The following is a 22,847-nucleotide window of genomic DNA, read 5'->3' on the forward strand; positions in this document are numbered from 1 at the left end:
CTATGATGCGAACGGTGACATTGGCACTTGGCCTTTCGCTTGCAGGTCAGACCGGCTTTGCCGCCTGTGCCGATCAGGATGGGATGTGCGAAACGGCTTCGGGCGGGTATCACATCGAGCTGCCACAGGCCGAAAATCCGCCGCTGGTGGTATTTTTGCACGGGTATGGCGGCACCGCGACGGGAACATTGAAAAACCGCAGTATGGTCGATCCTCTGCTGGCCCGTGGCTATGCGGTTATGGCGCCTGAAGGGTCAGAGCGAAATGGACGCCAAAGCTGGAACTTTTTCCCCGGATGGGAAGGCAGGGACGAAACCGCATTCCTGACCGAAGTAGTGCAGGATGCCTCGGACCGGTTTGGCGTGGATGCTGACCGCGTGGTGCTGGGCGGGTTTTCGGCAGGGGCCTTCATGGTCTACTATCTGGCCTGTGCTGCGCCCGAAACATTCTCGGCCTATGTGCCGGTATCGGGTGGGTTTTGGCGACCTCATCCCCAAAGCTGTGAGGGACCTGTGCGCATGTTTCACACGCATGGCTGGACGGACAATGTGGTCCCGCTGGAGGGCCGTATCCTTGGCGGAGGCCGCTTCCATCAGGGGGACATTTTTGCCGGGTTGGAAATATGGCGAGTGGCCAACGATTGCGCAGACACCAAGCCAACCGGCTTTTCCACAACCGGCCAATTCATGCGCCGTCACTGGAGTGGCTGCGCCGATGGCAGCGCGTTGGAATTCGCGCTATTTCCCGGTGGGCACAACGTGCCAAAGGGGTGGGCCGATATGATGGTTGATTGGTATGAGGGGCTGCCGGGGGGCTGATCAAAGCCCCTTACTCGGCAGGTGTCATGACGCCCTTACCCTCGATCAGGCGCTTTAACTCATCGCGGTGTCGGCGGGCCGATCTGGTGATCGCGGGTTCCTGAACATCTTCTTTCATCCCGACCATACGGCGCGCGGGTGCAGATGATACGCCGCTGAGCGCCGACAGCGGGATGGCAAATGCTAGGCTTATGGCAATTGGAGCCAGCCAGATCGACACAAGGCCGGACAGGATGCCGACACTCAGGGCGATGCCACTGACGGTTTCCAGCGCATGGCACAGGATCAAGGTGCGCAGCCCATAGCTGCCGCCATCGCGCGCCTGCGGAGACCAGCCTTTTTGCACGCCAAACGCTGTGCGGAAAACGGCGATCATCTGCTGCACCATAAGGATCGGGGCATAGAGGATGGACAGGACCACCTCGGCCAGAAATGAGGTCAGGAACTTGGAGCCTCCGCCAAATTCGGCATAGCGCATACCGCTTAGGGGCAGGGCCAGAACGCCAAGCACTTTGGGGGCCAGCAGCATGGCGTACATGACCAGAATGATCAGGACGTGCCGGGTTTCCGACATTTCCGGCCATTGGGGGACCAGAGGGTTATCGGGGCTGAAATAGTGCAGAACCGAAGCGTCTTGGCCCTGACCGATAAGCGCCCACATGACCAGCAGGGCGAACCAAAGCGGTGACATCAGGTATCCAACCGCACCGTGGAACATATGGAACCGCGATACGGCCCGGAACCCGGCAGAGTCCAACAGTTTCAGGTGTTGCAAGTTGCCCTGGCACCAGCGCCTGTCCCGCAATGCGTGATCAATCAGCGTCGGCGGTGTCTCCTCGTAAGACCCACGGATGCGCGGCAGGAACCGCACGCCCCATCCGGCACGGCGCATCAGCCCGGCCTCGACGAAATCATGGCTCATGATCAGCTTTTCCTGACCGCTCAGCGACCGCAGCTTCGGCAGACCTGCGCAATTGGCGAAAGCCTTGGTGCGGATAATGGCGTTATGGCCCCAATAGTTGCCCTCTTGCCCGCACCAGCGGGCCAGACCTTCGGCAAAGGCAATGCCGTAAACCCCGTTGGCGAACTGCTGCATGCGGGCAAAAACCGACTGCGCACCGATCAGTTGGGGATAGCTTTGGATCAGGCCCGCGCCGGGGTCGCGTGCCAACGAGTCGGTCAGGCGCAGTATTGCTTGGCCGGTCATCAGGCTGTCAGCATCCAGCACCAGCATCGCGTCCCAATCAGCGCCCCAGCGACTGACCCAATCGGCAATATTTCCGACCTTGCGGTCCGTATTCTGTTCGCGCCGACGGTAATAGAGCTCCAGCCCCGGGGCGAGCGTGGTGCGCAACGCTTCGATACTGGCCTGTTCCTGCGCTGCGATTTCGGGATCGCGGGTGTCGGACAGGATGAACATGGCATAATGGTGCTGCCCCCCCTGCGCGCGCAGGTCCTCCAGCATCGTCCGGGCATTCCCCAGAACATTCCACGGAACTTCGTTGTAGACGGGCATCAACAGGGCAACGCGCAGCGGTTGCGCGTGATTCTGTCGCTGCGGCGGCTCTTGCCGAGACAGCGACACCATGCCCAGCAAAACCGTGCAGACCGTGAAGGCAATCCAGAAGAAATTGAACGAGATCAAGGTCAGAAGGATACCTTCCACCAGATTGATCCCTTCCGACGAAAACCAGTCGGCCATGACCCAGAGTAAGCCCAGCGTCGCAGCCATCGCGGGTGAGAACGCAAGCGCGCGCCAGAAGCCAGCCGATGGGCGGCGGCCCCCCGGCACTTGCGCATCGCGGAACCCTGCGCGGAAATTCTGCGCTGGCATCGCCAAAGGGGTCTCTGGTGGCATGATATGAAGGTCGCGGCTCATATGGTCCAACGGTACAGCCAGACCTCAGAGGCCGGTTGCTTGTCTTTCATCAACTGTGCACGCAGTTCGACGTGGTTCCGCTCACCCGGTTGGAACGAGAATGCCAGCCGCAACCCACCCGTATCAGGGTTACGCTGCAATACACCATCCGAGGTTTCGGCGTGGGGCGAGTCCACGAAGATGGTCATCGCCTCGGGATCATCGAACAGATCGCTTGGCTCAAAGTCGATGACGGCAAGACGGCCTTCGCCAAAGGTGTTGTCACCCATCGCCGTGTTGATCACGCGCGGCATTGGGGTGCGCTGCGGTTCTTCACCCCAGATCAGGCGATAGGACAGGTCGACCTGACTGCCTGCCGCATATGGCTCCATCGGCCGCCAATAGGCGACGATATTGTCATAAATCTCTTGATCGGCCGGAATTTCCACCAGCGTCACGGTGCCCTTGCCCCAGTCCCCGTTTGGTTCAACCCACAGGCTGGGGCGTTTGTGGTAGTTGGCCTCCAGATCGGCATAGTCCGAGAATTCCCGCTTGCGCTGCATCAGGCCGAAACCGCGCGGGTTCAGGTCCACGAAAGAGGAAATCTGCAAACGGGTGGGGTTGGCCAATGGCCGCCACAGCACCTCGCCGGCGCCGTTGCGGATCAATAGCCCGTCGCTGTCATGGACAGCGGGGCGGAAATCGTCAAAGCGGCTGTGGTTGGTCTGATCGAACAGGAACATCGAAGTGCCGGGCGCGATCCCCACATGTGTCAGGTCCTCGCGCGGGAACAGTGTGGCTTCGACATCCATCACGCAATCCGCGCCGGCGGTGACGTTGAACCGATAGGCACCGGTCACGCTGGGGCTGTCCATCAGGGCGTGCACAACCATGTTGCGCTGGCCGGGCTCAGGGCGCTCCAGCCAGAAGCGGATGAATTCCGGGAATTCCTCACCATCCGGGTCGCCGGTTTTCAGCGCCAGACCGCGCGCGGACAGCCCGTAAACCTCGTGCAGGCCAATGGCGCGAAAATAGCTGGCCCCTTGCCAAACACAGAACTCGTCAGTCTCGCCGGGGCGGTGCATCTCGGTCCGCAGGCGCAAGCCAGAAAAGCCCAGCGTATCGTCGATGGGCAGTTGCGGCACGTCTTCGGAGTTGTTGAACATCGACAGATCAAAAGCGACCGGCGTGGCCATGCCTTCCTCGACCGTGGACACTTTGACAGTGCGGGGGAAGTAGAGGCCGGGCGTAAAGAAATCGACGTTAAACGGCGTCTCGGTTTCGTACCACAGCGCACGATCCAGACGGAACCGGATCGAGCGGTATTGCTGATAGGTCAGGTCCTGCCATTCCTGCGGGACCATTTCCCGTTCCGCAAATGGCCGACTGGCCAGATCGCGGGCAAGCGCGATTACGTCGTCGCGCTGGAAAGGAACTTCACCACCCACCGCAAACGTCGCCGGGGCGAATGCAAGCGCCGAGGTTGAGGCCAGAAATGCGCGACGTGTGAAATTCATTTTTTCGACTTCCAAGGTTGAGACTTAAACCAGCCGGCCATGTATGCGACGCCGATGATCATGGCAAAGCCAATCATGTTGGCGGCAAACACACTGGCAACATCCCGCCCACTCAGATCCAGTCCGACGCCGATAAGTCGTGCTGCTGCCATAGAAAAAACGAAGACCGCCAGCGATTGCTGCCCAACCTTGGTGATGACGGTCAACAGGAACTGCCAGACCCGCGCGGCGGCCCCGTGCCCGGAAGCGATCAGGCGGTGGCCATGCTCACCCGCGACGACCCAGCCCAGATAAGCCAGCGACAGGAAGTGAATATAGCGGAACAGACCAAACTCGGTCTTGTCGCGGAATTCCTTGGTGACAGGCCAGACCTTGCGGATTTCGTCAGCAAGGTCAGGGGCTGCCGCGTTGATCCACATGAACACTTTCCAGGACCCGAAAGGCATCGACAGGATCAGGAAAAGCGCCGCTGCCCAGATCAGCGTTTTTGACACGGGCGGGGCAGGAATCCAGCCGCGCATGAAGGCAAAGCCCGTGAAGAACAACAACTGCCAGCCAAACGGGTTGAAGAACCACTGCCGTTGCGACCACGGCTCGGCGGGCAAAGCCAACGCACCCGTCTGTGCGACCAACCAGATCGCGATGGATGCGGTGGCAACGGCCCAGAAGCCAATCCGGTGCAGGCCCATGAACACGGGCATAAGCGCCAGAACCACCAGATACATCGGCAGGATGTCAAAGTAGTTCGGCACATAGGTCAGCGTGAACAGGCCGACCATTTGCGGGGCCGGGTCATTGAAGAAATGCTGCAGGTTCAGTGACGAGATATAGGTTTTCTCGAAAAGCCCGGTCTGATCCAGGGCAGCCATAGACATTGCCACAAAGAAGAACAGACAGATATGCGCCCAGTAGACCTGCCAGATGCGATAGGCGACACGCGCCGTGCCCATCCACCAGCCCTTGCGCAAGAAGGCACCACCAAATGCGATGGCCGAGGCCATGCCCGAGCAGAACACGAAAATCTCGGTTGCGTCCGAGAACCCGAACCGAGCGGGAATCCACTTGGCCCAAGGGTCGTTTGGGATATGGGCGATCAGGATGATGAACATCGCGATGCCGCGATAGAAATCCAGCCGCGGGTCGCGCACGCGGGCAGGGGCGGCGGATTGGGCCGCCACAGGCGCAAAATCAGAAGCGGGCGATGCTGTCGCCATACGTGTTCTGTCCTTCTTTGGTCTTTTTGTTTTTGTTATTCAGCCGGAACGCTTTGTGCATCCCGGTCATCGCGGGCCGCGTCGATCAATGCGCGGCGCGCAAGGGCGTAATTGTCTTCGCCACCGGCCCGTTTTGCGCGGCGGTCATCCAGGATGCGCTCGACAGCATCCAGACGCCCGGCGCGTAGGCCGGAATCAATTGTGATGCGCTCGAATACATCACGTTGCGCGTGACTGCCACCTGCCAATTGCATTCCGTCTCGTGCGTTTGACAGGAAATCAAAGGCTTGGCCATAGAGTCCTTCGCCAAAGGCCTCCAGACCCTTGGCCGCCGCGATGCCCGGATCGGACATGCGGATCGGCGTGTCGCCCTGATTGCGCTGGGCATCTTTCTGGATGCGCTTCAGCATCTTGCCCGTTGCTTCATCCCGGTTGTCACCGGTAAGGGCCAGCAGATAGTGCAGATCGGCAAAGATCAGGCAGCCATCTTCGGTGCGCGCAGCGCTGAGATCGGCCAGTTCTTCCCAGCGGTTGCCGACATTGACGCCCTCAAGCTCCAGCCGCGACAGCAGCGAGGTTGCGTTCGAGATGTCGCGGTAATCGTCGGTTTTGTCCTGACGGATGTAGTTGTCGTACAACTCGATCACCTGATCGACCTGACCCAGATCCAGGTGCATCAGCGCCTTGTGCCACCAGACGTGATAGCGGAAATTGTTGCAATGCGCCCAGGCATCTTCGCGCCCGGCCAGCCAATCCAGGCCAAGATGCGCATTGCCGGTCATTTCGTGGACATGCGCCACGGCGTGCAGGCCCCAGGCATCATCAGACACCATCCACAATGCCTGACGGCCAGCGATCTCGGCCTTTTCGTAAGCGCCTGTTTCTTCCAATGCGAAAGAGTGGCAGCCCAGCAGGTAGCCGCGCCCTGCATGGTCGGGTTCATATGCGGGCATCACCCTTTCGATGGACCGACGCATCCCGGCAGCGTCACCCAGAACGAACCGGGTGGCGTGGCTGAGCTTCATCGCAAGCGTATCCTGCGGATGCGCGCGCAGAATCTCCTCGAACTTCTGGACCGCGTACGAGGGCAGATCGGCCAGATAAAGGCTCAATGCATCAACATACAGACGTTCCCGGTCTGTGACCGGCTGGCGCTCCATCGCCGCATTTGCAGAGGCCAGGGCGTCAGTCGCAACAGGCATCATCTCGCGCCGACCCAAGAGAACCATGAACAACCCTTTGATTGCATGACCCAGCGCAAAGTCGGGTTCAAGGTCAAGCACTGTGCCCAGATGCTGCGGGGTAATCGCTGCGTGCGCCATGAACCCGAGCAGCACTCCGTTCCATGCATCGACGCTTGCCGGGTGGTTCAGAGTGTTCATCTGTCCGAAAACGTCTTGTTTCATGCTCGTGGTCCGATCCAGTTTAGAATATTTTGCTCTATTCGACTTACCAGAGACTCTAGTGGCGTCGTATCAGTATCGACCAACCTCTCGAATTGGTGAAAGGCTGTGTGTGCAAAACGTGAAAAAAACCGCCGATTCAACGGCATGTTTCAGCAACATGCCGCCTAATTCGGCGTTGTGTTTCAATCGTTGAACGGATTTTCAGCGTTCAGAACATCTTGCGTGTCCGCCCCAAAGACCGGCGGTGCCGCACGATATGTGACCGGTGTGCGCGAGAATTTGAGCGGATTACCGATCAATTTCACCTCGGCCGGGTCTGCCTGCATCGCGATCTGCATCTGCCGCGCGGCGACCTGTTCGGCGTCAAATACCTGATCCATTGTCTGCACGGGGCCGACGGGCACTTTGCGATTTTCTAACTCGGAAATCACGGTTTTTGTGTCAAAAGACAGAATGGCAGGGCGAAGGACAGCGTTCAACGCATCCCGGTTCTCAAGCCGAGAAGGGTTCGTGGCAAAACGCGTGTCATCGGCCAATTCCGGGCGCCCGATAAAATCGCAGAAACGTCTGAACTGGCTGTCATTTCCAACCGCAAGAATGACGTGGCCGTCCGATGTTTCATAAACATCATAAGGCACGATATTCGGATGACCGTTGCCGCGCCGCTGTGGAACGTCACCAGAGGTCAGGTAGTTGACCCCTTCATTGATCAGCCACGCGATCTGAGCATCCACGAGCGCAAGGTCAATCTGCTGGCCTTCTCCGGTCAGGTCGCGATGGCGCAGCGCGGCCAGAATGCCAACGGTTGCGTACATCCCGCACATCACATCCGCGATGCCCACGCCCACCTTCATCGGAGCGCCCTCGGGGTCGCCAGTCAGAGACATGATGCCTCCATAGCCCTGCGCCATCAGGTCATAGCCGGGTTTCGAAGAATTCGGTCCCGTCTGCCCATAGCCCGAAATCGAACAATAGACGAGGCCGGGAAGATCTTGGGACAACGCCTTGTAATCCAAACCGTATTTCGCCAACCCGCCGGGTTTGAAATTCTCGATCAGGATGTCCGCATGCGAGGCCAGCCTTTTGATCTCGGCCTGACCTTCGGCTGTTGCGATGTCGATGGCGACCGATTTCTTGTTGCGGTTGGCTGACATGAAATACGCGCTCAGGTCCGAGGTGTTTCCATCGGCATCCGCCACGTAGGGCGGCCCCCATTGGCGTGTGTCGTCACCCTTGGTCGCCGGATTCTCGATCTTGATCACGTTGGCCCCGAGATCGCCCAGAAGCTGCGTACAGGTTGGTCCCGCAAGGATGCGTGACAGGTCCAGGACCTTTACGCCTTTGAGCGGGCCTTCAGATCCGGCCATCATACCCTCCACGGTCGATTTCTGCGGCGATCACAGTGAATGTGTCGGACTTCATCGCAGCGTCCAGTGCCGCGCGCAATTCAGCACGATTGCGGACCGTATGCCCTTTGCCGCCAAAAGCCTGACCCATCGCGGCAAAGTCGTGGCGGTCAAAGTCCACGCCCTTGTTTCCCATCTGCCGTTGCCGCTGTTTCAATTCGATCAGGGCAAGGCTTGCGTCCACGAAAACCAGAAATATCGGGTTGCCGCCCAATTCGGCGGCGGTCGAAAGCTCTCCGGCGACCATCAGAAATCCGGCGTCCCCCGAAAAGCTGATCACGGGGCGGTCGGGCGCGGCCAGTTTCAGGCCAATCGCCATCGGCACGGCGCAGCCCATCGTGCAAAGGGCCGAGGACTGGATCAGCCCACGTTCCTCGGAACATTCCCACATCTGGCTGAGCAGAATGCGATGCGCCCCGCTGTCAGCCGTAGCCAGCGTTTCCGGCGGCAGGGCCGCGCGTGTTTCCGCGATGACAGCAGCCGGTCCCCACTCATCATCGGTTGGAAATGCCTGTGCCAACGCGGATTTGACCTTGGCTGGCTCATCTCCAGGCCAGGTTTTGCGGGCGGGGTTGCCCTTGGCAATCGCTTCAAGCGTGGCACCTGTGTCGGCCACCAGATTCAACCCGGCCTGATGCATGTAGTGGTCATTGACCACGGCCGAGATATCAATGACCCGCTTCTCATCAGGGTCCCAGATCTCGCGCCAGCCGGGGCGCATTTCGATCGGGTCGTAGCCCAGACACAGAACCAGATCCGCCTGTTCAACCAATGGCACCAGATGCTTGTCGGCCAAAGGTGACAGACCCGCGCCGCCCAAGCACAAGGGATGATCTTCGGGTACAACGCCTTTGGCTTTGTAGGTGGTGACAAATGGAATGTTGAAATGTTCCAGAAACGCCTGCACGACGTTGCGCGAGTCATCGTAAAGGACATCAAGCCCGACAATGGCTATGGGGCGCTCGGCCTCGGTGACCCAGCGCCGGGCTTTCTCAACGCAATTCCCCTCGGGCGCAACTGCTCCGGGTTTGGTAAGCCTGCGGCGTTTGACGTCTGATACGCGTGTATCCGCGACCGAGATGGGCACATCAATATGCACTGGACCCGGACGGGGCTGGTTGGCCAGCGAAACGGCTTTGTCCGCAATGATATCCGCACCCTTCGCGGTAAGCGTGAAGGTCCCCTTGGTAATTGAACGGTAGACCTGCGCGTGATCCATGACCTGATGGGTATAGGTCAGCGCCTCATCCGCGTCGACGCATCCGGTCAGCACGATCATGGGCACCCGGTCCTGCAGCGCGTTTGCGACCACGTTAATCCCGTTCATCGCACCAGGCCCGAGCGTCGCAACGAGAATAGCGGGCGCACCGTCGCGGTGATGCACAGCTTCGGCCATGAAGCCTGCTGCGTTTTCGTGTTTGGTCAGATGAAAGGTGATCCCGGCCTGTTCCAGCGCGTCCACCAGTGTCAGAACTTCACCGCCGGGCATGCCAAAGGCGTGGCGGCACCCGGCCTCATAAAGACGTTCGGCCAGAAGGTCCGCAGCGCGGGGCGAAAGGTCCTGCATCAGTCGTGCTCCGAAAAAGGTTTCAAACCAGATTGCGGAGGACGGCCCGGGACGCAAGGCGGATCACGCCAGTGTGACTATTTGACTGCGGTCTCGGCGATGGCCTGGAACTTTGTGTCCAGATCGGACGCGATGTTCTTCAGCGGCTCTCCGCCTTCTGGCAGATAGGGTGAAAAAACAAAGCTGGGTGTCTTGTAGGACAAGGTGGCGGTGCCATCGGGGTTTTCTGTAACATAGAACCGGATCGGGGCTTCGATCATCGCATTCACAGACGTTTCAAGAACGCGCACCGCGTAATCATTGTTAAAGACACCAATAACCCGGTTGCCGGGTATGGTGATCCCCCGCGCAGCAGCGGCCTTGGTCGGCCCAGCCTGAGTGACCACGATCAACCCGTTTTCTTTCACGGCGGATTTCGTATCTGTCAGCAGGCCCTCGTAGGATTTTTGCGTCGGATAAACGGCCCATCCTGACGGTGTATCCTCTGCCCAGGCAGGCAAGGCAATAAGCCCTACCGCAAACCAAACAGCTTTCATTTCGCGCCTCCTACAATGTGCCTGAACGCTTCTTGTCAGAAACGGGGACAGGCTGTTGTTACAACCCTGCGCGCATTCCAAACAGATTAACAGTTCAGAGCCCGAAGCATCACAACAATGTGGGTGACGGGGTTAGCCTTGGTCTTCGCGTTTCTTCAACAGATAGATGTCCATGATCCAACCGTGATCCGCCCGGGCGGTGGCACGCGTGTCCAATATCTGTTGAGCGACCTCGGCCAGAGGGCCTTTGATCAGAATCTCCTCGCTCATACCGACGTAAGCGCCCCACCAGATGTCATATTCTGCCATCGACAGGCTCTGGAACGAGCATTCCCCGTCCAGCATAACCGCCACCGTCGACGCATCCTTGGGCCAGCCCTCATCCCGGATGCGTCGTCCTGTGGTGACAACATATGGCGCACCCAGATCGTTGATCGGGATGGCATGCGCGGCAGTCAGGGCCTGCAGTGCGGTAATGCCCGGTATGACTCGCGTCTTGGGGTAAGGATCCAGCCGCGAGGCGATCCTGAGAGAGCTGTCATATAGTGACGGATCACCCCAAATCAGCAGCGCAACGTGGCGCGCGCCCGGATGGGTTGAAATCGCATCGCGCCAACGCTGGGCGATTGCGTCATGCCATTCGTCGACGCCCTGTAGATACCCGTCTTCCGAACGGCGTTTGGGGATGTCGAAATAAGCGATCTGCGGCGGCGTGTCCGTTACTGCATTGATGATTTCTTCGCGCAGCCCGGCAAGGTCGGCCTTGTTCTCGCCTTTTCGTGGGATCAGGATCAGGTCAGCCGACCGAATGGCCTGCGCGCCTTGAAAGGTCACGTGATCCGGGTTGCCCGAGCCGATACCGATGAGGGTCAGGTCAAACATCGTCAAACTCAGCCAACGGACCATACAGGATCAGGGCAGGGGCCGTGCCGATTTCGGCCGCCAACGTCTCGGACAGTGCGCCAACAGATGATCGGTGCAATTTCTGGTCGGGTGTCGACACGGATTCGGCCATCAATGCCGGGGTATCCAGTGGCAGGCCGTGATCGTGCAACGCCTTAACCAAAAGGGGAAAAGTTCGCTTGCCCATAAAAACCACGGTGGTTGCGTCCGGGTCGGCCAGCGCGGGCAGATTCAGATCGTCGGGAAGTTTGCCGCTGACATCATGGCCCGTGACAAATTGCACGCGCCGGGCGGTCAGGCGACGGGTCAGCGGGATGCCAGCCGCCGCCGCCGCAGCTACTGCCGACGGAATTCCGGGAATGATCTCGTATTCAATCCCGGCCTCACGCAGGGCGACCAGTTCTTCCTCAAGCCGCCCGAACATGCCGCCATCGCCGGACTTTAGCCGCACAACCCGCTGCCCGGTCAGGGCGTAATCCACAAGCAACCGACTGACATGGTCCTGCTTGGGCGAGGGACGTCCCGCCCGTTTGCCCACGCCCACCAGATCGGCATCGTCGCGCGCATGAGACAGGATCGGCCCGCTGCTAAGGTCGTCAAACAGCACCGCATCCGCCTTTTGCATCCGGTCCACTGCTTTCAGCGTCAGCAACTCTGGATCACCGGGTCCCGAACCTATGAATGAGACGAACCCGCTCATGCCGAAGCCTCTGCGATCAGGTGAAAGAACGTGCCGGTCACGTTGCCGCGCACCGACCCGGTCTGTGGCCCTTCGCCGCCTTCGGCGTCGAAAACGCGTGCCAGAGGTGCATCGGGCTGTTCAATAATCGAAGAATAGTGGAACTCATGCCCCCGCAGGCCCGTGCCCACGGCAAAGCCGGGCATTGGGGTCAACAGTTCGGCCCGACGATAGCCCAGATTGAACTTGCGCTTCTCATAGGATGTGACCAGCCCCAGCAACCCTGCCATCTGATGCTGGGTGCCCTCCTTGTCGACAAGGGCCTGCCCCAGGGTCATGTAACCTCCGCACTCGCCGTGAACGGGCTTGGTTTCTGCGTGTGTGCGCAAGCCGGACAGGAATGTTGAGGCAGCGGCCAGTGTGCCCGCGTGAAGTTCGGGATAGCCGCCCGGCAACCAGACGAGGTCTGCGTCAGGTGCAGGTGGCTCATCCGCCAGCGGTGAAAAGGGAAGAATTTCTGCCCCGGCTGCGCGCCATCCTTCCAGCAAGTGCGGATAGGTAAAGGAAAACGCCGCGTCCCGAGCCAGTGCGATCCGCTGCGCAGGAGGCCGCGGCAGCGCGGTTGACGATGGCCCCTTGGGGCCTGAGGAAGCCGCACGCTTGATGGCCTCAAGATCCACGTGATCCCGAAGGAACGCGGCATAACCGACGATTGCGCTTTCAAGGTCAGGGTGCTCAACAGCCTGGATCAGGCCCAGATGCCGTTCAGGAAGCGTCAGGTCGCCCCGGCGCGGCAAGACGCCCAGAACGGGCAGGCCCGCGCGTTCCATGCCCAGCCGGGTCAAACGCTCGTGACGTGGACTTGCGCAGCGGTTCAGGATAACACCTGCAAAGGGAAGATCGGGATTGTACATCCGAAATCCCAGTGCCGTTGCCGCCGCAGATTGTGCTTGCCCCCCGACATCCAGCACCAACACGACGGGCCAACCCATCCGCTGCGCGGTTTCCGCGCTTGAGCCGTGCCCAAGCTCACCGGGTTTGGCAACACCATCAAACAGGCCCATCGACCCCTCGGCCACAACGATATCCGCGCCCTCAGCTTGCGCCGAGATTGCGGCCAAAAGCGGCTCTCCCATCGCCCAGCTATCAAGATTGAACGAGGCACGACCAGCCGCTGCCCTATGGAAAGCCGGGTCGATATAATCCGGTCCGCTTTTGAACGGTTGCACGGTCAGCCCATCTTCGGCCAGCGCCCGCAAAAGCCCCAGCATGACAGTGGTTTTTCCAGTTCCCGAAGACGGAGCAGAGATCAGCAGGCCCGGGGGGTTAGTCATCGCCATGGCTCCAGCTTGACCACGGGCTGTCCGCGCTTTGTGGGCGATAGCGGCGGTCGTAATCCTTTGAATACAGGCAGCTTTCGTCAAATCCTTCGCCCGCCAAAGCCGGACCAACCATGATCAGCGCCGTGCGCGAGATTGTTTCGTCCAGCGCATCCTTTAGCGTGTCTAGCGTGGCGCGAATGATGCGCTCGTCCGGCCAGCTTGCGCGATAGACAACGGCGACGGGGCAGTCTGCTCCGTAGGCCGGGATCAGGTCGGCGATCACCTTGTCCAGATTGCCGATCGACAGGTGGATGGCCAGCGTTGCCCCTGTGCGGGCAAAGTTTTCCAGCGTCTCGCCTTCGGGCATCGAGGACGCGCGGCCCGGCGTCCGGGTCAGCACCACGGATTGCGCAAGACCGGGCAGTGTCAGTTCGGTTCCCAGCGCAGCCGCCGCAGCCGCGAACGAGGGCACGCCCGGCGTGACGCTGACGGGGATCCCCATCTCTTTCAGCCTGCGAATTTGTTCACCCATAGCGGACCAGACCGACAGGTCGCCGGAATGCAGGCGCGCGATGTCGTGGCCCGCTTTATGCGCCGCCTCGATCTCGGCCATGATCTGATCCAGATCCATGGGGGCGGTATTGATGATCCGCGCCCCTTCGGGGCAGTGGCCAAGAATTTCCTCGGGCACCAGCGAGCCTGCGTAAAGGCAAACAGGGCAGGACGCGATGATATCGCGCCCGCGCAGGGTCAGCAGGTCGGCGGCACCGGGTCCGGCGCCAATGAAATGAACGGTCATGATTGTTCTCCGATGGCTAAGGCGCAGGTGGCCAGCCGGTCGTGCGATATGTGTCTGGGGGAAAGCAACCGGGCCTGAGGCCCAGCAGCAGCAAGAGCGGATGCTTCGGAAACGCTGCCAGTGCCATATGTGGCCCTGCTACGGTTCGAGCATGTCAGAGTGCGTTGTCCGGCCAGTTCGCTGGCCGCCACATAGTGCAAGGGCAGGTCCAGTGCATCTGCAAAGGCAGCCAGGGCCGGATGCCCTTCTTTGTCGCTGGCCGTCGCCAAGGCCGAAACGTCGTGACCAGCGGAGGCCGCATCATAGGCGGCCCGCAGGCTTTCGACCGTCGCAGAAGATGAAAAACCAAGGCCCGCAATTATCATAGCGTCACGCCCCACTGGACGACCGGGTAGGATGACTTCCACCCGCGACGGGGGCCCAAAGCCGACGCTTGCGCCAATTCGATGCGCAACAGCTCACCGCCCAGTTTCTCTTGCCACTGGGCCAGCAGCGCTTCGCTTTCCAATGTCACGGCGTTTGCGACCAATCGCGTCCCCGCCGGTAGAGTTTCGCTGATCCACTCCAGAAGGGCGGTGCTCAGGCCGCCGCCGATGAAAACAGCGTCGGGCCTTGGAAGCGATGTCAGTGAGTCAGGCGCAGTGCCATGCACCACGTCCAGCCGGTCTTGTCCCAACGCGTCCGCGTTGCGCCGAATGCGGTCGGCGCGGTCCTTGCGCGGTTCGATCGTGGTGGCGCTTAGCGTTGGATCACACATCAGCCACTCTATACTGATCGAGCCGGTGCCGCCTCCGATATCCCATAGGTGCTCGCCCCTCAGAGGGGCCAGTGCGGACAGGGTCAGTGCCCGAATGGGGCGTTTCGTGATCTGGCCGTCGGTTTCGAAAATCTCATCGGGCTTGCCAGAGGCTTTGGGAAAGGCGCTGCCGTGCCCTGCCACATCCAGCGCGACGCAAACGGGGTGGTCGAACCCGCCCAGCAAGGCTTCGGTCAGGGTCAGGCTGCGGGATCGTTCTCGGGGGCCACCCAAAGCCTCCATCACGTGAAGCCGGGTGTCGGCAAAGCCGGTTTCGGTCAGATACTGCGCCAGCTCTGCGACGGCTGCGCCGTTGCGAAGCAGAAGTATCGCACGAAGGCCCGGTGCCAGATGGGGGCGCAACCGCGTCAGGGGCGCGGCGTGCAAGCCGAACGTCTGCGTCCCTTCCAGCGGCCATCCTAACCGCGCGGCGGCCAGTGAAAAGGTCGATTGCCCGGGCAGGGCGGTCCACTCGCTGGCCTCAAAATTGCGGGCAATCACCGAGCCTGCGCCGAACCAGAATGGATCGCCCGAGGCCAAAACCACGGTCTTGCGCCCCTTCAACCCGTTCAGGATGGGCAGGCCGTCGGAAAACGGGACCGGCCACTCGATCTGTTCGGCCCTTCCTTGGGGTATCAATGCAAGATGCCGCGGCGGGCCCATGATGACTTCGGCCTGTTCCAGCACTTGACGGGTTGCAGGCGAAAGGCCATCCAGTCCATCTTCGCCCAAGCCCAAAACGGTCAGCCACGGAGTATCAGACATGCCCAACCTCCTGATTCTTGGTGGTACAACCGAAGCGAATGCATTGGCCCAAGCTATCGTGGACGTGGGGATGCCTGCGACCTATTCCTATGCGGGCCGCGTGGACAAGCCGCGTCCGCAACCCTTGCCAGTGAGGGTTGGCGGTTTTGGTGGTGTTGATGGGCTGGTTGCCTACATTCATGACAACGAAATAACCCACATTGTCGATGCAACCCACCCGTTTGCCGCCCAGATGAGCCGAAACGCGATTGAGGCCAGTGCGGTTGCGCAAACAAAGCTTGCTGCGCTGACCCGGCCCGCCTGGACTGCTCAGGCTGGTGACGATTGGCGCCACGTTCCCGATATAGAGGCGGCGGTTGCGGCGTTGTCCGGCGCGCCTCGCCGCATTTTCCTTGCGGTTGGACGCATGCATCTTGAGGATTTTGCCGCCCAACCCCAACACCATTATCTTCTGCGGCTGGTGGACGCGCCCGGCGCGCTGCCCCTGCCGACCTGCGAGATTGTCGTGGATCGCGGTCCTTTCGCCGAAGCGGACGACCGCGCGCTGATGCGAAGCCACGGGACTGAGTTGGTCGTCTCCAAGAACGCAGGCGGAACCGGGGCACGCGCCAAACTGGACGCTGCCCGATCTTTGGGCCTGCCGGTTTTGATGATCGACCGACCGGTCCTGCCGCAAAGAACAGAACTGACGAGCGTTGCTCAGGTTCTGGACTGGTTGGATCATCCCTGAACCTCGGTCTGGTCCTCGTCCGGGGTAAAGCGCGGCGTGTAGACGATAGGCGTTCCGTCCCGCTCGATCAGGCGTGTGCGCGAGGAACCGACCAGAACGACGGTTTGCATGTCCGCCATGTCTGGCGTTGCCTCGGCCAAAGTCGAAATTCGGATCGCTTCATCCGCGCGGGATACGGCGCGGGCAAACAGGATCACGCGTTCGGGTTCACATTCTTCGCGCAGGATATCCAATGTTTTCTCAAACCCCTCCGGCCGGGACTTTGAGCGCGGATTGTAGAAGGCCATTGAAAAATCACCCTGCGCCGCCAGACGCAGACGTTTTTCTATCAGCCACCACGGTTTTAGGTTGTCGCTCAGGTTGATGGCGCAGAAATCGTGACCCAGCGGAGCACCCGCACGGGCCGCGGCCGCAAGCATCGCCGTGATCCCGGGCAAAACGTCGATCTGAAGATTGCGCCATTCTTCTGGCCCGTTCTCCAACGCTTCAAACACCGCGGCTGCCATGGCGAAGACGCCGGGATCGCCCGAGGACACCACGACCACGCGTTTGCCTTCCGCCGCCATTTGCAGCGCGTGCTGCGAGCGGTCGATCTCGACCCGGTTGTCGCTGGCGTGCAAAGTCAGGCCCGCGCGCTCAGCGACGCGCGCGACATAGGGGATGTAGCCGACAACATCCGTCGCCTCATCCAGTGCAGCCGAAACTTCGGGCGTCACAAGGTCTTCGTTGCCCGGCCCGAGGCCTGCGATTTTGACCCAGCCGCTCATGGACGCCGCCCCTGTCCGTGGACAATGATAATCGAGAAGTAAGGCGTGACCTTGTCCTCAGCTTCGGACAATTTCATTACTTTCTGGTTGGGCATCTGCGCAAATTCGACAATCCAGGCCCGGTCATACAATCCTGCCGTCCTGAGCGCCCGTTTCACCTTGTCGATGTTGCGGCCAATTTTCATGACCACCAAGGCATCGGTCTGCGCCATGCGCCGCGCCAGATCGTCTTCGGGCAGTGTACCGACCAAGACGGTCAATACGTCGTCGCCCCATGTGATGGGGTCACCGGTGGCCGTCCACGCGCCGGACATTCCGGTAATCGCGGGCACAACCTCTACATCAGCTTTGGTGCGCAAACGGTTGTAAAGATGCATGAAGGACCCATAGAAAAATGGATCGCCTTCACACAGAACCACGACATCTTCGCCTTGTTCCGTCAAGGATTTCAAATGCGCCGCGCAATCTTCATAGAAGGCCGACAGCAATTCGTTATAGCGCGGATCACTTACGGGGACTTCGGTCGTTACCGGGTATTCCATCGGAAATTCGACGGCTTTTTCGGGGATCATCCCGTTGACGATCTTGCGTGCCTGCCCGCTACGACCGGGCTTGCGAAAGAACGCCACATGGCGGGCGTTGCGCAGCAGCCGATCGGCCCGGACGCTCATCAGGTCCGGGTCGCCGGGGCCAAGGCCGACGCCGAATATCTTACCCTCGGTCATTCGGCGCGACTCGCGATGGCGTTGACAGCGGCGACGGTGATGGCGCTGCCGCCCAGACGTCCTTTGACGATGCACGAGGGGACGGGTTGCGCCTCCCACAGGGCGTCCTTGGATTCAACCGCACCGACAAAGCCCACGGGACAGCCAATGATCGCGGCGGGGCGCGGGCAATCGGGGTCTTCGAGCATATTCAGCAGGTGGAACAGCGCTGTGGGCGCGTTGCCAATAGCGACCAGAGCGCCTTCCAGATGCGGGCGCCACAGCTCCAGCGCGGCGGCGGATCGGGTGTTGCTCATCTCAGCGGCCAGCGGGCGGACGCGTTCGTCATGCAGGGTGCAGATCACCTCGTTGTCTGCGGGCAGGCGGAACCGGGTCACACCCTCGCTGACCATGCGCGCGTCACACAAGATTGGTGCGCCAGCTTCCAGCGCAGCACGTGCGGTCGAAACAAATCCCGGTGAGAAATGTACGAACTCCTCCAACCCGACCATGCCGGCGGCGTGGATCATGCGGACGGCGACCTGCTCTTCGTCGCTGTCAAACCGCGCGAGATCGGCTTCGGACCGGATGGTGGCAAAGCTTTCCTTGTAGATCGCCGCGCCATCGGTTTCGTAAGTATAGGGCATCAGGTGAAGTCCATATTCAACAGTGTTTCTTTGGTCAGACCGCGCTGGCAGGGCTCATCCCCTGCGCGGCCCTTTTTGACAAGATCAAATCGCCCGGCATCGCCGACCAATGTGAAATCGGCTGGTCCCATTCGCGCGCATCCTTTGGCGCAGCCCGAGACGTGCAGTGTACCGGGTATGCGCGCAGCCAGAGCGCGTGCAATGTCGCGGGTTGCCACTTGCGCCTGCGGACAGAATGGGGCGCCGGGGCAGGCGTCGGTGGTCATCAGCGGGTCGGTGCCACTTGTGACAAAGGCAGGGGCAGGGAGCGCCGCCCCGCCCTCCATCAGGATCAGCCGCCACGGGGTGACACGCAGGGCACAGGCGCCGCTTTGCGCGATCAGCTCTTTCAGCGCGCGCGCAGGCAGTTGCCCAAAGGCCGCGCCATAGAAAGTACCTTGATCACAGGGACCAGGTTGCAAACGGGGCCCGATGCGGCCCGGTTCAGCGCCTTGCCACTCTTGAGGCAGCGCCGAGGTCAGGCGTGCCATGCGGCGGGTTTCAGGCGTGTAGGTTTGGGCAAACCAACGCGACAAAGCGATCAGGTGGTCGATGGCGTCAGCCTCCGAGACCAGATGCCCGGTCTCGGCCCCGTCAGCGCGCAGGATCAGACCATTCGGTCCTGTTTCCAGCCGGATATCCGCCGAGTCGCTCGTCAAAAGGCGCTCTGGTCCAGTGTCGATGGCGAAACCGAACTTGGCAGGCAGGGTGGGCAGTTCGGCCAGCCGGTCGATCAGTTCCTGCGTCAGCCGGGCGGTCAGGTCTCCGGCACGATAGAGCGGCGAGATTAGAATGTTGCGGCGCACCTCGATCCCCGGCTCGGCATCCAGCAGGTTCAGCGCGGCCAGTTCAGCCAGCAGGGATTGGTGATCCGCCTCGGCCACGCCCCGCAATTGCAGGTTGGCGCGGTTGGTCAGGTCGATGGTGCCGTTACCAAAACGGTCCGCCAGATCGCACAGACCCATGGCTTGCGTGGCATCCAGACGGGCCAGCCGAGGGCGTACCCGCACCACCAGCCCGTCGCCCGACATCATCGGACGGTGCGCACCGGGGCACCAGCCCTGTACGATGGGGGCGCTCATCGCAGCCCCTCCAGAGCGGCGCGGATCGAGTTGCGGCGCGTGTTCCAAAGCCCTGCCTCAAGCAAGGCACGGAACCGGTCTTGCATGGCTTGGTACGCCTGCGGGTTGGCCTCTTGCAGGAAGGCGTCGACGTCTGCGTCGCCCAGTGTAGCATCGTGGTACAGGTCGAAAAGATGCGGTGCGACGGTGCCTGACAGATGCGCGAAGGATGCCATATGATCCAGCGTCGCGGCGATCTCGGCTGCGCCCCGGAATCCGTGGCGTTGCATCCCGGCGATCCAGCCGGGGTTGGCGGCGCGGGTGTGGACCACGCGGCTGATTTCCTCGGGCAGGGTGCGCGCGCGCGGGGTGTCGGGGTTGGTATTGTCCAGATGATAGAGCTGCGCCGTGCCGCCTGTGATCTTTTTGGCGGCGGCAAATCCGGCCTCATGCGTGGCGTAGTCATTGGCCAGCAGTAGGTCGGTTTCGGTCAGGTCCTGCAGGTGCACGAAACTGTCGGCATTGGCAACGCGCAGGGTGATCCCGTCCTTGTCCTGCGCGATATGCTCGCCTTCCAAGGCATAAGAGCTGGCGTCCAGCCATGCCTCACCCGCCTGCGCGCGCGCCTCGTCGGTGTAAATTTCGGACAATTGTGTCATGTTCACGCCATAGCTGCCGGGGGCGGGGCCATAGACGCGGGCTGAGGGTTCCTGAGCGGCATAGGGGTTCCAGTCGGTTGCCTCATCGCGCGCCGACAGCGCTCGGATCGCCTGACCGTACAGCGCCGAGAGCGTCGGGAACACGTCGCGGAACAGGCCCGAGACCCTCAGCGTTACATCCAGACGCGGGCGGCTGAGGTCGGTGATGGGCAGAACCTCAATGCCAGAGACCCGTTCCGAGCCTTTGTCCCAGACCGGTTTGACGCCCAGCAGGTGCAGCGCCATGGCGAATTCCTCACCCGCCGTGCGCATGGTGGCCGAGCCCCAGAGGTCAACGATCAGACCCTTGGGATAGTCGCCTTCCTCTTGCAGATGACGCAGCACCAGTTCTTCGGCCAGCTTCACGCCTTGGGTATAGGCCGCGCGCGTGGGCACGGAACGCGGGTCGGTGGTATAGAGGTTCCGGCCGGTCGGCAGCACGTCCGAGCGCCCGCGATAGGGCGAGCCGGACGGCCCGGCCTCAATCCGTTTGCCTGCCAGCGCGTCGATCAGGCCCTGCCGTTCAGCATGGGCCGATGGCGCGGGGTCGAAATTTCCGGTGACATCGGGCACGCGGCCAAAGATGTGCAGGCCGTCCCCGAACTGGCTTTCCTTGATGTCACAGACAAAGCGGTCGATGCGGGTGATCGCCTCGGCGGTGCAGGTGGCCTGATCCAGCCCCAGATCGCTTTCCAACCCGATGGCTTGGGCTTCGTCGCGAATATCTTCTTGCAGGCGATCGCGGCGCTTAGGGTCCAGACCATCGGCGTTCGAGAACTCGTCCAGCAGCGATTCCAGTCGGACCATGCGATCCGGCGTGCCGCTTTCTTTCAGCGCGGGCGGGATGTGGCCCAGTGTGACGGCTCCGATCCGGCGCTTGGCCTGTGCAGCCTCGCCGGGGTCATTGACGATGAAAGGGTAGATCACGGGCAGATCGCGGATCAGCGCCTCGGGCCAGCATGTGTTGGACAAGGCGACCGATTTGCCCGGCAACCATTCCAGCGTGCCGTGCGCGCCGATATGGATCAGCGCATCGGCGTGCAAGTTGTTTCGCAGCCACAGGTAGAAGGCGACATAGCTGTGGCGCGGGGTGCGCGACAGGTCGTGGTAGTCGTCATCGCGCATCTCGGGCGCGCCGCGTTCGGGTTGCAGCGCGACCAGAGCCTTGCCCCGGCGTAGCGCGGTGAAGTGGAAAGCGCCGTCGGCGAATGCGGGATCATCTTCGGGTGCGCCCCAGACCGTTTGCAGGTCGGTGCGCAGTTGCTCGGGAAGTTCGGCCAGCGCGGTTTGATATTCGGCAAGGGACCATGCGATCCGCGCATCCAACAGAGTTTCAGCAATCGGTTCGGCGGGGGCGGTGTCATAGCCCTCGGCCTGTAGGTCGGACAACATCGCCTCGGCCGAGGCCAGCGCATCCAAGCCGACCGCATGGGCCATCTGCCAGTCTTTGCCGGGATAGGTGGACAAGATCAGCGCAGGCACGTGATCGGGTTTGGGTTTGTCTTGCAGGTTCAGCCAGCCGCTGACGCGGTCGAGGATCGCCTCGATCCGCTCACCTTCGGCCCGGTGCGCGAAACGGGAATATTCGAGATCGGGATCACGCTTGCCCGGCTCCTTGAAGGACGCAATGCCTGCCGAAATCCGACCATCCACCTCGGGCAGGACCACATGCATGGCGAGATCGGCAGGGGACAGGCCACGTTCCGCCTCGGCCCAGGCTTTGCGGCGCGAGGTGGCCAGTGCGACCTGAAACACCGGGACATTCGCTGCGTCCAAGGGGGACGTGCCCGATGCGCCTTTGCCTGAAAACGAGGTGGCGTTGATAATTGCCGACGGGGTCAGCGCTGCGATGTTTTCCCTGAGCCAGTCGGCGGCGGCCGGGGCTTTCAGCGAGGGGGCAAAAACGCCCATGGCCTGAAATCCGCGCGCGCGCAGGCTGCGGATCAGCGCGGCCACCGGAGCGGTATCGGCCGAAGTCAGATAGGCGCGATAAAACGTGACAAGGATGCGTTTTGCATCTCCAGTGAACGCCGTTTCGACGGGGATCACGCCCTGATCCGGGCACCACGCGCCGCATTCGGGCAGGGTTTTGGCACCCATTACCGGCCCGGCATAAAGCCCAGCGGCCAGCGCCATTTGCGCTAAAGCAGCCTGAGCCGCAACTTCGCCGCCCGTGTCGCACAGATGCGCCAACCGGCGCAGGGTCGAGACGGGAAGGGTGGAATAGTCATCCAACCGCGTATCCTCGCGCCCGTCGGCGGGTAGAACGGCCAGAGCGATCCCTTTGGCCTGCGCTAGTGCCAGAACCTGCTGTAGGCCATAGGCCCAGTAAGGCACCCCGCCGATCAGACGGATCAGGATGCCCTTGGCACCTTCGAGCGTCTGCTCGACATAGGTATCCACCGAGAGGGGATGTTTCAGCGCCGTCAGATTGGCCAGCCGCATCGTGGGCATGCGCCCCTCGGGGCCGCTGCCACGATGCCAGCCTGCCGCGAAAGCGCCAAGGTCGCTGTCCGAAAAGGACAGCACCACCAGATCCGCCGGGCTCTGGCCCAGATCGGTTGGGGTCTCGGTTTCCTCGAGCCCGTGGCTTTCGCGGAAGACGACGTGCATGG

20 protein-coding genes are annotated in these 22,847 nt (G+C 61.4%); 2 read left to right on the top strand and 18 right to left on the bottom strand.

Annotated features, from left to right (window positions below):
* The first annotated feature begins 2 nt into the window (after window positions 1-2).
* Window positions 3-818, top strand: a complete 816-nt coding sequence (locus ACR0MS_RS01560) for a CE1 family esterase (RefSeq protein ID WP_480568187.1) — start codon at window positions 3-5, stop codon at window positions 816-818.
* Window positions 819-828: 10 nt separating this feature from the next.
* On the opposite strand, the gene mdoH is transcribed toward ACR0MS_RS01560, so the two are convergent.
* The 13 genes from mdoH to cbiE form a co-directional block, all read right to left on the bottom strand.
* Window positions 829-2,697, bottom strand: coding sequence for a glucans biosynthesis glucosyltransferase MdoH (gene mdoH, locus ACR0MS_RS01565; RefSeq protein WP_480568190.1), 1,869 nt, complete (start codon window positions 2,695-2,697; stop codon window positions 829-831).
* Window positions 2,694-4,193 carry an OpgD/OpgG family glucan biosynthesis protein gene (locus tag ACR0MS_RS01570; RefSeq protein ID WP_480568193.1) on the bottom strand — a complete coding sequence of 500 codons (1,500 nt, stop codon included), beginning with the start codon at window positions 4,191-4,193 and terminating at the stop codon, window positions 2,694-2,696. The genes mdoH and ACR0MS_RS01570 overlap by 4 nt, the downstream gene beginning before the upstream one ends.
* On the bottom strand, window positions 4,190-5,407 hold the full coding sequence (locus ACR0MS_RS01575; RefSeq protein ID WP_480568196.1) for an OpgC family protein: 1,218 nt from the start codon (window positions 5,405-5,407) through the stop codon (window positions 4,190-4,192). The genes ACR0MS_RS01570 and ACR0MS_RS01575 overlap by 4 nt, the downstream gene beginning before the upstream one ends.
* A 35-nt stretch (window positions 5,408-5,442) precedes the next feature.
* Window positions 5,443-6,813 (bottom strand): tetratricopeptide repeat protein, encoded by a 1,371-nt coding sequence (locus tag ACR0MS_RS01580; RefSeq protein ID WP_480568198.1) that lies wholly within the window; start codon window positions 6,811-6,813, stop codon window positions 5,443-5,445.
* Window positions 6,814-6,995: 182 nt separating this feature from the next.
* Window positions 6,996-8,180, bottom strand: coding sequence for a CaiB/BaiF CoA transferase family protein (locus tag ACR0MS_RS01585; RefSeq protein ID WP_480568201.1), 1,185 nt, complete (start codon window positions 8,178-8,180; stop codon window positions 6,996-6,998).
* Complete coding sequence (locus tag ACR0MS_RS01590; RefSeq protein ID WP_480568204.1) at window positions 8,167-9,786, bottom strand: thiamine pyrophosphate-binding protein; 1,620 nt, start codon at window positions 9,784-9,786, stop codon at window positions 8,167-8,169. Before ACR0MS_RS01590 ends, ACR0MS_RS01585 begins: the two co-directional genes overlap by 14 nt.
* A 77-nt stretch (window positions 9,787-9,863) precedes the next feature.
* Window positions 9,864-10,322 (bottom strand): DUF302 domain-containing protein, encoded by a 459-nt coding sequence (locus tag ACR0MS_RS01595; RefSeq protein WP_480568207.1) that lies wholly within the window; start codon window positions 10,320-10,322, stop codon window positions 9,864-9,866.
* 132 nt (window positions 10,323-10,454) lie between these two features.
* Window positions 10,455-11,204: a precorrin-6A synthase (deacetylating) gene (gene cobF / locus ACR0MS_RS01600; protein ID WP_480568210.1), complete on the bottom strand. Its 750-nt coding sequence runs from the start codon at window positions 11,202-11,204 to the stop codon at window positions 10,455-10,457.
* Window positions 11,197-11,925, bottom strand: a complete 729-nt coding sequence (cobA, locus tag ACR0MS_RS01605; protein ID WP_480568213.1) for a uroporphyrinogen-III C-methyltransferase — start codon at window positions 11,923-11,925, stop codon at window positions 11,197-11,199. The genes cobF and cobA overlap by 8 nt, the downstream gene beginning before the upstream one ends.
* Window positions 11,922-13,244: a cobyrinic acid a,c-diamide synthase CobB gene (locus ACR0MS_RS01610; protein WP_480568216.1), complete on the bottom strand. Its 1,323-nt coding sequence runs from the start codon at window positions 13,242-13,244 to the stop codon at window positions 11,922-11,924. Before ACR0MS_RS01610 ends, cobA begins: the two co-directional genes overlap by 4 nt.
* Window positions 13,231-14,025, bottom strand: a complete 795-nt coding sequence (gene cobM / locus ACR0MS_RS01615; RefSeq protein ID WP_480568219.1) for a precorrin-4 C(11)-methyltransferase — start codon at window positions 14,023-14,025, stop codon at window positions 13,231-13,233. Before cobM ends, ACR0MS_RS01610 begins: the two co-directional genes overlap by 14 nt.
* Window positions 14,022-14,390: a cobalamin biosynthesis protein gene (locus ACR0MS_RS01620; protein ID WP_480568222.1), complete on the bottom strand. Its 369-nt coding sequence runs from the start codon at window positions 14,388-14,390 to the stop codon at window positions 14,022-14,024. Before ACR0MS_RS01620 ends, cobM begins: the two co-directional genes overlap by 4 nt.
* Window positions 14,387-15,586 carry a precorrin-6y C5,15-methyltransferase (decarboxylating) subunit CbiE gene (gene cbiE, locus ACR0MS_RS01625; protein ID WP_480568225.1) on the bottom strand — a complete coding sequence of 400 codons (1,200 nt, stop codon included), beginning with the start codon at window positions 15,584-15,586 and terminating at the stop codon, window positions 14,387-14,389. The genes ACR0MS_RS01620 and cbiE overlap by 4 nt, the downstream gene beginning before the upstream one ends.
* On the opposite strand from cbiE, the gene ACR0MS_RS01630 reads away from it, so the two are divergent.
* Window positions 15,585-16,316, top strand: coding sequence for a cobalt-precorrin-6A reductase (locus tag ACR0MS_RS01630; RefSeq protein WP_480568228.1), 732 nt, complete (start codon window positions 15,585-15,587; stop codon window positions 16,314-16,316). The two genes, cbiE and ACR0MS_RS01630, sit on opposite strands and share 2 nt — an antisense overlap.
* On the opposite strand, the gene cobJ is transcribed toward ACR0MS_RS01630, so the two are convergent.
* The 5 genes from cobJ to cobN are packed head-to-tail and all read right to left on the bottom strand — an operon-like array spanning window position 16,307 to window position 22,845.
* Window positions 16,307-17,083, bottom strand: a complete 777-nt coding sequence (gene cobJ / locus ACR0MS_RS01635) for a precorrin-3B C(17)-methyltransferase (protein WP_480568230.1) — start codon at window positions 17,081-17,083, stop codon at window positions 16,307-16,309. The two genes, ACR0MS_RS01630 and cobJ, sit on opposite strands and share 10 nt — an antisense overlap.
* The gene (locus ACR0MS_RS01640) at window positions 17,080-17,808 is read right to left on the bottom strand and encodes a precorrin-2 C(20)-methyltransferase (RefSeq protein WP_480568233.1); all 729 of its coding nucleotides are present in this window, start codon (window positions 17,806-17,808) and stop codon (window positions 17,080-17,082) included. Before ACR0MS_RS01640 ends, cobJ begins: the two co-directional genes overlap by 4 nt.
* Complete coding sequence (locus ACR0MS_RS01645; protein ID WP_170382399.1) at window positions 17,805-18,434, bottom strand: precorrin-8X methylmutase; 630 nt, start codon at window positions 18,432-18,434, stop codon at window positions 17,805-17,807. The genes ACR0MS_RS01640 and ACR0MS_RS01645 overlap by 4 nt, the downstream gene beginning before the upstream one ends.
* The gene (locus tag ACR0MS_RS01650; RefSeq protein WP_480568237.1) at window positions 18,434-19,555 is read right to left on the bottom strand and encodes a cobalamin biosynthesis protein CobG; all 1,122 of its coding nucleotides are present in this window, start codon (window positions 19,553-19,555) and stop codon (window positions 18,434-18,436) included. The genes ACR0MS_RS01645 and ACR0MS_RS01650 overlap by 1 nt, the downstream gene beginning before the upstream one ends.
* Window positions 19,552-22,845 (bottom strand): cobaltochelatase subunit CobN, encoded by a 3,294-nt coding sequence (gene cobN / locus ACR0MS_RS01655; protein ID WP_480568241.1) that lies wholly within the window; start codon window positions 22,843-22,845, stop codon window positions 19,552-19,554. The genes ACR0MS_RS01650 and cobN overlap by 4 nt, the downstream gene beginning before the upstream one ends.
* Window positions 22,846-22,847: the final 2 nt, after the last annotated feature.

The sequence above is a fragment of the Ruegeria sp. CJ2 genome (assembly GCF_056536745.1).